The following is a 13,258-nucleotide window of genomic DNA, read 5'->3' as shown; positions in this document are numbered from 1 at the left end:
CTAACATAAAACGATAACAATCTTAAAATCAATTACTATTTTAAGTAAGTTTGAAATATCAAAAATCATACACATGAAAAAATTTGCGCTACTTTTTATAATACTGTGTTCTTGCTCCCAAAACAACCCCAAAAAAACTTATGATTTCACTACTGTTTTTGAAAAAAGTGAAGGCAAGGAAACTGCCACTTATGAAGAAACCATAATGTATTATAAAAACTTAGCCCAAGCTTATCCTGAAATTTCGATAGACTCAATTGGTAAGACAGATTCTGGCAAACCACTTCATCTTGTAACATTAAACCCTGACAAAGTTTTTGATTTTTCGCAAATAAGAGCCAACAATAAGCGCATACTTCTTATCAATAATGGCATTCATCCTGGTGAAAGCGATGGTATAGATGCCACAATGCTGCTTTACAGAGATATTGCTCAAGGCACTATTGAAATGCCTAAACACACTGTTTTAGCAACCATACCAATATATAACATTGGAGGTAGCTTAAATAGAAATTCTACAACAAGAACAAACCAGAATGGACCTGTATCGTATGGTTTTAGAGGAAATGCTCAAAACTATGACCTCAACAGAGATTTTATAAAATGTGACACCAAAAACGCACGTGCTTTTACTGAGATTTATCATTTAGTAAACCCTGATGTATTTATTGATAATCATGTAAGCAATGGTGCAGACTACCAATATACGCTCACTCATTTATTCACACAACACAATAAATTAGGAGGCGATTTAGGCAATTATATCCATACCGAAATGATGCCTAAACTAGAAGAAAAACTAGCCGCAAAAAATTGGGATATTACACCTTATGTCAATGTGTTTAACAGAACTCCAGAGACTGGTTTTAATCAGTTTATGGACTTCCCAAGATACTCTACTGGTTACACAACACTATTTAACACTTTAGGTATGATGGTTGAAACTCACATGCTAAAACCCTACAAACAACGTGTTGAAGGCACTTATGAACTTATGAAAAGTATGATTGATATTATTGAAGAAGACTATCAAAAAATACAATGGAAACAAATAAGCACAGAAGAACATATTCGTGATTATGCTGAGACCTATACGCTAGATTGGAAAATCGATACTAGCAAAACCTCTACATTAAGTTTTAAAGGATATGAAGGCAATAGAATACCTAGTGAAGTTACTGGAGCGCAACGTTTAAAATACGATCGCACAAAACCATTTACAAAAGATGTGGTTTACAACAACTATTTTGAACCAAGCATTGAAGTAACTATACCTAGTGCTTACATTATTCCACAAGGTTGGTGGAAAGTAATTGAACTTTTAAAACTTAATCAAGTAGAAATGCGCAAGTTTGAAAAGGACACTACAATAACAGTAGAATCCTATGAGATTGAAAGTTATGAGAGTAGAAAAATGCCTTATGAAGGCCATTATCAGCATTACAATACAAAAGTTGTTAAAACAGAAAAAGAGGTAACATTTTTGAAAGGCGATTATATTATTAACACACATCAAAATGCGTTCAGGTATTTAATGGAAACTTTAGAACCTGAAGCTCCTGATTCATTCTTTAACTGGAACTTTTTTGATACAATTCTGCAACAAAAAGAAGGTTTTTCACCTTATGTATGGGAAGATATTGCTAAAGAATTATTAGATAAAAACCCTGATTTAAAAACAGAATTTGAACAGAAAAAACAAACAGATACTAATTTTAACAATAACTGGTATGCGCAATTAGATTGGCTACACAAACAAAGTGACTATTACGAAAAAGCTCACCTACAATATCCTGTGTACAGATTGCACTAAACCAAAATTTTAATATTAGCATAAGAGTTTGTCATAGCTTCTTGACGTTGCGTTTCGTTGAGCCATTCTACCTTGGTAATACCTTCTTTCTCTTCTGGTTCAAGTTTACCTGAGTAAGTTGTTTTCATCTCAAACCAGTAAGTTACTTTTATTTTGTGCTTACCATTTCGCTTAAAAATGTGATAGGTAGTATCAAGCGGTTTTACAATTTCAAGACCTTTAACACCTGTCTCCTCTTCCACTTCTCTAATTGAGGTTTCTTCTATCGATTCTTTAGCTTCAGCTTTTCCTTTTGGTAAGTCCCATTTTTTATTTCGGTAGATAAACAGTGTTTCTCCTTTTTCATTAATAACCTTACCACCTCCTGCAACTACATTTGGTAATTTCTTTAAAAATTTTTTAAGGAGTTTATCAGGGTTTTTGTGTATTAATCTCACCTCTTCCAAACTGGTAGAATTAAGTTCTTTTATAACTTTACCAATATTAACTGTATCTAATAAATAGTTTTTAAAGTTAGTTTCTTCACTAACAATAGTCGTTAATATAATTGGTTTGTCACCTACAAAAACTTTATACATAATATTTAGGCAAATAGGTTTTCAATGGTAAAAATATAACTTTTAAGCACATATTACCATTTTCAAAAATTAATTTTATTTTAAGTTTTGAAATTTAAATTTAACAAAATTGTGTAGTTTTGCGCTATGATTTTTAACAAACATACCGCTAAAAAAACTGCTGAAGTTTTATTGCAAGTAAATGCGATAAAACTTAGCCCTGAAGAGCCTTTTACTTGGGCTTCTGGCTGGAAATCGCCAATATATTGTGATAACAGAATTGTGTTATCTTATCCGCAAATTCGCAACTACATTAGAGAAACCATGGCTAAGCAAATTGAAAAGCAATATGGCAAGCCTGATGTTATTGCTGGTGTTGCTACAGGAGCTATTGGTATTGGGATTTTAGTTGCTGAGTATTTAGGACTTCCGTTTGTTTATGTAAGACCTGAAGCAAAATCGCATGGTCGCAAAAACCAAATTGAAGGTCATCTAGGACATGGACAAAATGTGGTAGTTGTTGAAGACTTAATAAGTACTGGAAAAAGTAGTTTAAATGCTGTAGCTGCTCTTAAAGAAGCTGGTGCCAATGTAAAAGGAATGATTGCCATTTTTACTTACGGTTTCAATGTTTCTAAAGACAGTTTTGAAGCTGAAGACCTTACTTTACATACTTTAAGTAACTATGAAAGCTTATTAGACCAAGCACTAGAAACTAACTATATCACTAAAAAACAACAGGACCTTTTGGCACAATGGAACGCTAACCCAAGCGAATGGAACGCTAATTGATACACCTTTAGAAAAAGACTTATATACATGAATTTAGAATCGCCAAAGGTAACCCTTAACAAATCAGCTCAAGAGACTTTTGATTTTTTATCTGATGTGAAAAATTTTGAAGCTTTAATGCCTGAAAACATCAGCAAATTTGAAGTTTTAGAAAACGACAAATTTTTGTTCGCTTTAAAAGGAATGCCTGAAATAGTGCTTAAGAAAAAAGAAGCTACACCTCCTAATAAAATTGTACTTGGTGCTGCTGGTGGAAAACTAGACTTTTCACTTACAGGAAACATCACTGAAGTAGATGCTAATACTAGTGAAGTTCAATTAACTTTTGAAGGAGAGTTTAATGCTATGATGGCTATGATGATTAAAGGCCCAATTAGTAAGTTTATTGAAACTCTAGCAACAAACATGACTACTGCTGTTTAGTACAACAGAGTTATTTCTTTTAAATCAAATTCTTTAATGATTTCATCTTCAAGCAACACTTGAAGATTACCAGAATTTGACACACCTTTTATATAACCTGAAAACATATTACCTTCCATATCTTTAAATGTGGAAGGTTTATTTTTTCTAAAGAGATGCTCTTCATACTGAGATTTAAGTGTAGAAAAGCTATTCTTCTGTAGTAATTCGAAAAAATATTCAAGCTTCTGTAATACAGTAATCATTATCTCATCCAATTCAAAAAAGCGTCCAGACATTAATTGTAAAGACGAAGCTTTAGGTAAATTTTCAAATTCTGTTTGGTTAACGTTAATCCCAATGCCTATAATAGAAGCTTGTAATCTATTTTGCTTTATGACATTTTCAATTAAAATTCCAGCTATTTTTTTATTTTCTGACAAAATGTCGTTAGGCCATTTAATGCTTAGTTTTTCAACGTTAAGGCTTTTTAAAGCTTCAAAAACCGCTAAAGACACAGCTATACTAATATAAAAATTACGTTCTACATCAACACCTGTAATGTCTTTAAACACACTCATAGTAAGATTTTTAGCATCCTGAACGTTCCATTGGGTTCCCATTTGTCCTCTGCCTTTTGTTTGATGTTTAGCAACAACAACCGTAAAATCCTCAATAGCCTTACTAGCACTTAATTGTCTTAAATAAGTATTAGTTGAGTCAATGGCATTAAGTTTGATTATATGCATAAAAGCAGCAAATGTTAATTTATAATTTTCTTAAGAAGAATTAAAGTTCAAAAGAACTAAAAAAATAATAACTTTGCACAAAACTAAATCAATTTAATGGCGAAAAAAAATAGTAATGTCGACCAATTAATAACTACCATATTAGCTGGTATTGAAGATGTAAAAGGGAAAGAAATAACAATCCTTGATTTAAGAGAAATTGAAAACACAGTTTGTGATTATTTTATTGTTTGCGAAGGTACTTCAAATACGCAAGTAAACGCCATAGTAAATTCAATTCAAAAAAAGGTTAGCAAAGAACTTAAAGACAGTCCTTGGCATGTTGAAGGTGTTGAAAATGCTGAATGGGTTTTGATAGATTATGTTAATATTGTTGTACATGTTTTTCAAAAACACATTAGACAGTATTACGACATTGAAAGTCTTTGGGGAGATGCAAAAACAACTGTTATAGAAACTAGTTACTAAAAAAGAATTAATGGCAAACGAAAATAAAAATACAAATAAGAAACCAAAGCTTAATCCGTATTGGATTTATGGAATAGCAATTTTTGCTATTATCGCTTTTCAGTTATTTTCAGGTGGATTTGGATCGCAAAATGTGGCGACCACAACTCCTTCTCAATTTTTAGAATATTTAAAAAATGGTGATGTTTCAAAAATTGAAATCATAAACCGAAGAGAAGCAAAAGTTTATCTTACCGAAGAAGCACAAAATAAAGAAATACATAAAAAGACTAAACCTAGTAGTATTTTCCCTGCAATGACTCCTGCTCCAAACTATTCGTTTGAGTTTGGTGATTTGCAAAACTTTGAAAAAGACATCAACAAAACCCTTGAGGATAACAACTTAAATACTGAGCTAAAGTATAAAACCGAAGAAAATCTTTGGGGTAACTTTTTAATCTCCTTATTACCGTTTATCCTAATCATAGGTGTTTGGATTTTTATAATGAGACGTATGTCATCAGGTGCTGGTGGAGGCGCTGGAGGACAAATTTTTAACATCGGAAAATCTAAAGCAAAACTTTTTGATGAAAAGACTGACATTAAAACTTCATTCAAAGATGTAGCAGGTTTAGAAGGTGCAAAAGAAGAGGTTCAAGAAATTGTAGACTTCCTTAAAAACCCTGAAAAATACACTTCACTTGGTGGAAAAATACCTAAAGGAGCTTTACTGGTAGGACAACCTGGAACAGGAAAAACCTTATTAGCAAAAGCTGTTGCTGGTGAAGCACAAGTACCTTTCTTTTCACTATCTGGTTCTGACTTTGTAGAAATGTTTGTAGGTGTTGGAGCATCGAGAGTACGAGATTTATTTAAACAAGCAAAAGAAAAATCGCCTTCAATTATATTTATTGACGAAATTGATGCAATTGGTAGAGCTAGAGGAAAAAACAATTTTTCAGGATCTAATGACGAACGTGAAAATACCTTAAACCAATTATTAACTGAAATGGATGGTTTTGGCACTAACACCAATGTTATTGTATTAGCTGCTACAAACAGAGCCGACGTATTAGATAAAGCTCTTATGCGTGCTGGACGTTTTGATCGTCAAATTTTTGTTGACTTACCAGATGTAAGAGAACGTAAAGAGATTTTTGAAGTTCACCTAAGACCTATCAAAAAAGCAGAAGATTTAGATATCGATTTTCTTTCAAAACAAACACCAGGTTTCTCTGGTGCTGATATTGCCAATGTATGTAATGAAGCTGCACTTATTGCTGCTAGACAAGGTAAAAAAGCAGTAACAAAACAAGATTTCCTTGATGCTGTTGATAGAATTGTTGGTGGATTAGAGAAGAAGAACAAAATCATTACACCAGAAGAAAAACGTGCTATTGCTTTCCACGAAGCAGGACACGCAACTGTAAGCTGGATGCTAGAGCACGCTGCTCCTTTAGTAAAAGTAACTATTGTTCCTCGTGGACAATCGTTAGGAGCTGCTTGGTATTTACCAGAAGAACGCTTAATTGTTAGACCAGAGCAAATGTTAGACGAAATGTGTGCTGCATTAGGTGGTAGAGCTGCTGAAAAAGTTATTTTCAATAAAATATCAACTGGTGCTTTAAGTGACTTAGAAAAAGTAACCAAACAAGCTCGTGCCATGGTTACAATCTATGGATTGAGTGATAAAGTAGGAAACTTAACCTACTACGACTCTTCAGGTCAGTCTGAGTATGGGTTCACAAAACCTTATAGCGAAGAAACTGCTGAGTTGATTGATAAAGAAATTTCTAATATTATCGAAACACAGTACCAAAGAGCTGTAGCACTTCTTGAAGAAAACAAAGATAAGCTTACTGAACTTGCAGAAGTTTTATTGGAAAAAGAAGTTATTTTTAAGGATAATTTAGAGAAGATTTTTGGTAAGCGTCCTTTTGGAAAAGACGAAGAAGAATAAAAGCCAAAAACATAATATTATTATAAAAAGCTTAAATTAATCACGTGTTAATTTAAGTTTTTTTATATTTGAAATAATACGCAAATTAAAACCTAGGTAATAGCAACCCATACATGAGTCTATTTCGTAAAATCTTCGGTCTAAAATCTGATAGTGAAGAAGATAACATAAAAAGCGAAGAGAGAGGCAAATATATGCCTGAAATTAAATTGCCCGCTGACGAGAGATTTACCATAAATTTTAAAGCCAATGGCGGAAAGTTTTTGTATTGCGAAAATTTAAACGAAGTCAAGGATAATTTATCGCAAATTCTTAGTGAAAATGAATGGGAAGACAAAAACGCTTTACTCTTTGATGATAGACTTTCTGAATTATTTAAAGATTTTCATTTAAATCCAACTAAAAAAGTTTCAGAAAGCACGTATTTTTTATCCACTTGTGAATACCTTATTTCAGATGATGGTTCGCTATTAATTTCTTCAAATCAAATTGCTGAGAAAAAACTAAAAGAGCTGCCTACCAATTTTATAATATATGCAACAACAAGTCAGTTTGTTGAAAATATAGGTGAAGGACTTAGAGGTATTAAAGGTAAAAACAGAGAAAAAATCCCAACTAACATTACTACGATAAAGCATTTTAAAACTGTTGAGGATAAAGATTTTCTAACTTATGGAAGTAGCTCAAAAAACCTATATTTGCTTCTTCTAGAAGACCTATAGATGAAAGAAGCCGTTACCAGAGCATTATCCGGAGCAATATACATCACATTACTAATCTTGTCACTGTATTGGCAACATGCATTGGCTGCATTATTTTTTGTGTTTGGTATTATTTGTCTAGCTGAGTTTAAAAAACTTATCAACTTAAAAGATTTTTATCCGTTTATAATCTTCACGATTTTATATTTTGTGTTTGGATATTGGTCAACTATTATAACCACTACACATGGTTTTGATGAGGCTATTCAAATACTTCATGTAATTACAATTTTTGTTCAGTTGTTTTTAATTAAAGATTTATTTTCTGAGAAAACCATACCGCTTTTCAGCTCTAAAAGATATCTAATCACTACTTTTTATTTAAGTAGTGCGTTTGTGTTTTTAATTTTAATAGCAAACTTTAAGCATGAGTTTACACCATTGTTGCTTTTAGGTACTTTTATTCTAATATGGATCAATGACACATTTGCGTACTTGGTTGGAAAAAACTTTGGAAAACAAAAGCTATTTCCTAGTATTTCGCCTAAAAAAACAGTTGAAGGATTTTTAGGTGGTTTGTTTTTTTCGTGTGTTGCTAGTTATTTTATTGCTAAATTTACAAATACGTTAGATTCTACTTATTGGTTAATTTTAGCAATTATTGTTAGTGTTTTTGGTACACTTGGAGATTTGATAGAATCTAAATTTAAACGACAAGCTAAAGTAAAGGATAGTGGTGTAATCATGCCTGGTCATGGTGGCTTATTAGACAGACTAGATAGTATAATATTTGCTGCTCCTTTTATTTATTTATTTTTAAGAATAGTAACTTATGTTTCATAAAGAAGGCCATAAAATTATATTTATTTCACTAGTTATAGTAGTTGGAGCTGTTTTGCTCATTGATTATTTTATACAACTACCTTGGCTAAGAACTTCACTAATGCTACTTTTTGTAGTGTTCTTGGTTTTAATTCTTCAATTTTTTAGAAACCCTAAACGAAACACCATTTTAAATGAAAAACAAGCCGTTTCGCCTGTTGATGGTAAGGTTGTAGTTATTGAAGAAGTTTTTGAAAAAGAATATTTTAACGACAAGCGCATACAGGTATCTGTTTTTATGTCGCCAATTAACGTTCATGTTACACGTTATCCTATAAGTGGAAATGTATTGTACAGCAAATACCATCCTGGGAAATATTTAGTTGCATGGCATCCAAAAGCCAGTGAAGAAAACGAGCGCACGACTATTGTTGTGGAAAACAACTCGTTTGGAAAAATACTATATAGACAAATTGCTGGAGCACTAGCAAAACGTATTGTTAACTATGCTAAGGTTGATGACAAAGCAATACAAGGTGCTGATGCTGGGTTTATAAAATTTGGGTCGAGAGTAGATTTATTTTTACCTTTAGATGCAGACGTTAAAGTAACCTTGAACCAAGTTGTAAAAGGAGGCGAAAGTATTATTGCTGAAATTTAAAATGACACCTGAAGAACTAGACATAGAGTTTAGAGACGCTGTAGAGCGTATAAACAATCATACCGAACCTTTTCCGGCTGATTTTTTACTTCGCCTTTATGCTTACTACAAAAAGGCTACAAACAACTATGGTAGACCAAGTAGCCGAAAGCCTATAATTAACGCGTTTAAAACAAATGCATTATTTCAGGTTAAAGATGTTTCGCCAGATGAAGCTAAACGTATTTATATTGATTTGGTAAACAATTATTTTTTATACCGAAAATAAGTTAATCCCTTATCAAAGGCATTGTAGAGCAACGTAGTAAACCTTCTTGTTTAGCTATTTCTGCATAAGGCACTTCTTCAACAGTAAATCCATTTTTTCTTAACCAAGTATTTAATCTTGTAAAGTTTTTTTCTGAGATAATCACGTCTTCAGATATTGAAAAAATATTACTGTTCATATCATACATTTCGTCTTTTGTAATGACAAAACAATTTTCTTCTCCAAAGAAATTAAGCAACCACTCATACTCTTCTTCAACTAAAAACCCTTCTTTATGTAAGATTGCTTTATTTGTTCCTATTGGCTGAAAGCAGCAATCTAAATGTAAAGCATTGTCTCTAGGGTTTACTTGAGATTTTCTAAGGTCGAAACTTTTTATGGTTTTATGCGGAAATTTTTCAGTAATGTAATCTACACCTAATTGGTTTGTACGAGCCACTATATAATCAGAATAATCAGCTCCTCGGTAAGTTCCAATAAAGATATGGTCATTCCATACAATCACATCTCCTCCTTCAATATGAGCTTCTTCAGGAGGTCTAATTACTTTTTTAGGGTCAATTTGGTCAATAACATATTGAATCGCTTCAAGCTCTTCTTCTCGATCTGGTAATATATTGGCTTTTACAAACACATCGTCAATTACGAAAGCTATATCTCTGGCAAAAATTTGATTACAGTCCTCAATAATATTAGGTCTGTACACTTTTACATCATACTTTTCAAAAACTTTAGCTACTGCTTCCATTTCATTAACCATATCGGCTTCTAAGGGATATGTCCCTGCTTTTATGTGCTCAAGAGATTTTGGGTCGTATGCATCCTCTATTTTAGGAGTTGGACCATTACTTTTAGCTGTTCCTAAAACCACTGCTCTAAGACGAGAGGTTTCATTTTTAACATTCAATTTCAGCATAATATAAATTATAAAAAAAGCTTCATTAAAATAAATAATGAAGCTTATATGATGTAATAAGCCTAAGCTTAACGCTCGTTAATTCCTTTAAACGATCTTAATGTTTCACCTGTATATACTTGTCTTGGACGACCTATTGGCTCTTTATTTAAGCGCATTTCTCTCCATTGAGCAATCCAACCAGGTAAACGCCCTAGTGCAAACATTACTGTAAACATTTCAACAGGAATATTCATTGATCTATAAATAATTCCTGAGTAGAAATCTACGTTAGGATATAGTTTTCTTTTTACGAAGTAATCATCTTCTAAAGCTTCTTTTTCTAATCCTTTAGCAATATCTAAAATAGGATCTTCAACACCTAAATCACCTAAAACGTCATCGGCTGCTTTTTTGATTATTCTAGCTCTTGGGTCAAAATTCTTGTATACACGGTGTCCGAATCCCATTAAACGGAAAGGGTCTTCTTTGTCTTTTGCTTTACTCATATATTTTTTAGTATCTCCTCCATCTTCTTTGATAGCTTCAAGCATTTCTAAAACTGCTTGATTTGCTCCACCATGTAAAGGTCCCCAAAGTGCAGAAATACCTGCAGATAAAGAAGCAAATAAACCAGCATGTGAAGAACCTACAATTCTTACAGTAGAAGTTGAACAGTTTTGTTCATGATCAGCATGTAAAATTAAAAGCTTGTCTAAAGCATTTACTAAAATTGGGTTTTGCTCATAGTTTTCATCTGGTCTTTTGAACATCATTTGTAAAATGTTCTCAACATAGCCTAATGATGAGCTTCCGTAATCTAATGGTAATCCCATTTTCTTACGCATTGTCCATGCTACTAAGATTGGGAACTTACCTAAAATTCTAACAATAGCATTGTACATTTCTTCTTCAGAATCTACATTTACTGACGAAGGATTAAATGCTGTCAATGCACTTGTAAGTGAAGATAAAACTCCCATTGGATGTGCTGACTTAGGGAAAGCATCTAAAATTTTCTTTATATCGTCGTCAACAACAGAATGCTTTTTTATGTCGGAGTGAAATTTATCTAATTGCTCTTGTGTTGGCAATTCTCCAAAAATCAAAAGATAAGCTACTTCAAGGAAATCTGCTTTTTCAGCTAGTTCTTCAATTGAATATCCTCTATACCTCAATATTCCTTTTTCTCCATCTAGAAATGTAATGGCACTTACACAAGATCCTGTATTTTTATAACCTGGATCAATTGTAGTAACGCCTCCTGTTACACTTCTTAAGGCCTTAATATCTATTGCAACCTCATTTTCGGTTCCTGTAATTAAAGGAAATTCATGTTTTTGACCGTTAATTTCTAATGTAGCTTTATCTGACATTTTTATGTTTATATTTTTTTAAAGTTTTATTGTTAAAAAGATTGTACGAAAATACGAAATATCTTAGGATTTTTAAAGCTTCTCCATAAAGGATTTATCTATTGTGATATTACGAAAATTGATGCTTGGATGTAACTCATAATTGAAAATACAAGCGCACATAAACTACAGCATTATTTGACATTTATTTTATACAATTTCTTGTAATATTCTCTTACTGAAGATTGCCATGTAAACTTTTGTGATTTAGCATTGAGGCAAATAGTATCCCACTGACTTTTGTCTTCAAAAAAGATTTTTAATGCTTGAGAAAATACCGATAAAAAGTTAGCATTCTTTTCATTAATTGTTTTTCCGTTGAATGAAAACCCTGTTTTTAAATGTTCAACAGTATCTTTCAATCCACCTGTATGGTGTACTAGACATGGTTGAGCATTTCGCATTGCTAACATTTGACTGATTCCACATGGTTCAAAAAGACTAGGCATTAAGTATAGATTAGATTCGGTATAAATCGAATCTATAACCTCTTCGGACTGTCCATTAAAAAACACAAAGTTGTCATATTCATAGCTTATGTTTTGTAATAGCTGCTCATACTCTGGTGCTCCAGTTCCAAGTACTACATAAATACCATTTACTGCTTTTAGTTTTTCTAAAATTGATTTTAATAATTCAGGTGAATTTTTAAAAAAGAAAAACTTCTGCTCAGTTAATCTCGCAACACTAGCACAAACAAATTTTGCTGGTTCTTTTATAAGTTTTACAATTTTTTCTCCTGTATGAATTAAAAAATCAGCTTTATATTCTTTTTCAGGTTCTTGCAACCACTCAAAAATCGCTTGAATAGCATTAACATAAAATGCTCCATGTTGCACTAAGTTTATGTTTTGATAATTACAACCGTTTAAAATTCCTACTAGGCGTTTTTCTTTATTAGCTTCTTTTAAATAGTTTTCTAAACCTTCTCCACCTATAAAATCTGGAAAATTGCTAGACTTCATTATATCTTCTTTATAGGAAGGAGACACTGTGTGCACAACATCAGCAAGTTTAATTCCTACAGCCATAAGGTTTATACAATCTTGATATCTTGGATCTTTTAAATTCTCATAATCTATATCTAACTCAGGATAAAAAGTATGTAACGAAGAGTAATTATCCTTAAATGGTCTAATACCTTGAATAGCCAAATTATGAATTGAATATACAAACCTTATATTTTGCAATACTTTATAAGAAGGATGATATTCTTTTAAAAACAACAGTAAACTAGTATGCCAATCGTGTAAGTGTACAACATCTAATTTCCCAAAACTATTTTGTGTTATACTCTCTGCTACTGCACTACAGAATAAGGAGAACATACAAGCATCAGTATAAAATGGTTGTTCTGGGTCATTAAAATAAATATGGGCAATATTACCTGACTTTATATCAGGATGATGAACAACATAATGTGTAATGTTTTCAATTTCTTTCTTTGGAGCTACTTGATAGATAATTGCTTTGGCTGTTTCTCCTCTATAAGAAAACTCAACCTCTTTAATCTTTTTTTGCCCTATGTGCAATCGTCCATAAGCAGGTGTTACAACACTAACTCCATCACCTAAAGCTGCTATTTGCCTAGGAACGTCTCTAACAACATCTCCCATACCACCAGCTTTACATTTTTTGATGGCATCGTTTTCAGCAGAAACAAAAAGGAAATTTGACATTAAGTACTGAGTTTTAATAATGAAGTATAAATTACTTAAAATAAATTTACTTAAAAAACTAATACACATTAATTAGTTGTTAAAAGTAAAAAAGGCT

The 13,258-nt window shown here is 32.2% G+C and carries 14 protein-coding genes; 9 read left to right on the top strand and 5 right to left on the bottom strand.

The features are described from left to right. Positions 1-73: 73 nt before the first annotated feature. Positions 74-1,813 (top strand): M14 family metallopeptidase, encoded by a 1,740-nt coding sequence (locus ACQ0RB_RS10795; RefSeq protein WP_430498383.1) that lies wholly within the window; start codon positions 74-76, stop codon positions 1,811-1,813. Here the strand turns inward: ACQ0RB_RS10795 and ACQ0RB_RS10790 are convergent. Then, positions 1,810-2,391 (bottom strand): NUDIX hydrolase, encoded by a 582-nt coding sequence (locus tag ACQ0RB_RS10790; protein ID WP_129761404.1) that lies wholly within the window; start codon positions 2,389-2,391, stop codon positions 1,810-1,812. The genes ACQ0RB_RS10795 and ACQ0RB_RS10790 overlap by 4 nt on opposite strands. Before the next feature lie 126 nt (positions 2,392-2,517). Here ACQ0RB_RS10790 and pyrE point away from each other — a divergent pair, with 126 nt between their 5' ends. Together pyrE and ACQ0RB_RS10780 are read left to right on the top strand one after the other, a co-directional pair. Further along, complete coding sequence (pyrE, locus tag ACQ0RB_RS10785; protein WP_430498381.1) at positions 2,518-3,162, top strand: orotate phosphoribosyltransferase; 645 nt, start codon at positions 2,518-2,520, stop codon at positions 3,160-3,162. Between the two features lie 27 nt (positions 3,163-3,189). Next, the gene (locus ACQ0RB_RS10780) at positions 3,190-3,585 is read left to right on the top strand and encodes an SRPBCC family protein (RefSeq protein WP_129761406.1); all 396 of its coding nucleotides are present in this window, start codon (positions 3,190-3,192) and stop codon (positions 3,583-3,585) included. Here the strand turns inward: ACQ0RB_RS10780 and ACQ0RB_RS10775 are convergent. Next, on the bottom strand, positions 3,582-4,313 hold the full coding sequence (locus ACQ0RB_RS10775; protein WP_430498379.1) for a biotin--[acetyl-CoA-carboxylase] ligase: 732 nt from the start codon (positions 4,311-4,313) through the stop codon (positions 3,582-3,584). The two genes, ACQ0RB_RS10780 and ACQ0RB_RS10775, sit on opposite strands and share 4 nt — an antisense overlap. 96 nt (positions 4,314-4,409) lie before the next feature. On the opposite strand from ACQ0RB_RS10775, the gene rsfS reads away from it, so the two are divergent. The 6 genes from rsfS to ACQ0RB_RS10745 all read left to right on the top strand — a co-directional run bounded on the left by rsfS (position 4,410) and on the right by ACQ0RB_RS10745 (position 9,172). Next, entirely contained in the window at positions 4,410-4,781 is a 372-nt protein-coding gene (gene rsfS / locus ACQ0RB_RS10770; protein WP_134199521.1) for a ribosome silencing factor, read from the top strand. A gap of 10 nt (positions 4,782-4,791) precedes the next feature. After that, a complete protein-coding gene (gene ftsH, locus ACQ0RB_RS10765; protein WP_131508168.1) occupies positions 4,792-6,720 on the top strand; it encodes an ATP-dependent zinc metalloprotease FtsH in 1,929 nt (642 codons plus the stop codon). Between the two features lie 113 nt (positions 6,721-6,833). Beyond that, positions 6,834-7,442 (top strand): LUD domain-containing protein, encoded by a 609-nt coding sequence (locus tag ACQ0RB_RS10760; RefSeq protein WP_129761410.1) that lies wholly within the window; start codon positions 6,834-6,836, stop codon positions 7,440-7,442. Continuing rightward, the gene (locus tag ACQ0RB_RS10755; RefSeq protein ID WP_134199517.1) at positions 7,443-8,264 is read left to right on the top strand and encodes a phosphatidate cytidylyltransferase; all 822 of its coding nucleotides are present in this window, start codon (positions 7,443-7,445) and stop codon (positions 8,262-8,264) included. Beyond that, a complete protein-coding gene (locus ACQ0RB_RS10750; protein ID WP_131508164.1) occupies positions 8,254-8,904 on the top strand; it encodes a phosphatidylserine decarboxylase family protein in 651 nt (216 codons plus the stop codon). Before ACQ0RB_RS10755 ends, ACQ0RB_RS10750 begins: the two co-directional genes overlap by 11 nt. Before the next feature lies 1 nt (position 8,905). After that, a complete protein-coding gene (locus ACQ0RB_RS10745) occupies positions 8,906-9,172 on the top strand; it encodes an acyl-CoA-binding protein (RefSeq protein ID WP_129761413.1) in 267 nt (88 codons plus the stop codon). A 1-nt stretch (position 9,173) separates the two neighbouring features. Here the strand turns inward: ACQ0RB_RS10745 and ACQ0RB_RS10740 are convergent, their stop codons facing one another. The 3 genes from ACQ0RB_RS10740 to ACQ0RB_RS10730 form a co-directional block, all read right to left on the bottom strand. Then, positions 9,174-10,088 (bottom strand): dimethylarginine dimethylaminohydrolase family protein, encoded by a 915-nt coding sequence (locus tag ACQ0RB_RS10740; RefSeq protein WP_343798754.1) that lies wholly within the window; start codon positions 10,086-10,088, stop codon positions 9,174-9,176. 68 nt (positions 10,089-10,156) lie between these two features. After that, positions 10,157-11,443, bottom strand: a complete 1,287-nt coding sequence (locus ACQ0RB_RS10735) for a citrate synthase (RefSeq protein WP_430498374.1) — start codon at positions 11,441-11,443, stop codon at positions 10,157-10,159. A gap of 173 nt (positions 11,444-11,616) precedes the next feature. Continuing rightward, positions 11,617-13,161 carry a glycogen synthase gene (locus tag ACQ0RB_RS10730; RefSeq protein ID WP_430498372.1) on the bottom strand — a complete coding sequence of 515 codons (1,545 nt, stop codon included), beginning with the start codon at positions 13,159-13,161 and terminating at the stop codon, positions 11,617-11,619. Between the last annotated feature and the right edge of the window lie 97 nt (positions 13,162-13,258).

It is taken from the genome of Gaetbulibacter sp. PBL-D1 (assembly GCF_050509525.1).
Classification (GTDB): domain Bacteria; phylum Bacteroidota; class Bacteroidia; order Flavobacteriales; family Flavobacteriaceae; genus Gaetbulibacter_B; species Gaetbulibacter_B jejuensis.
The sequence above is the reverse complement of the archived record's forward strand: the minus strand, read 5'-3'. Positions and strand labels throughout refer to the sequence as shown.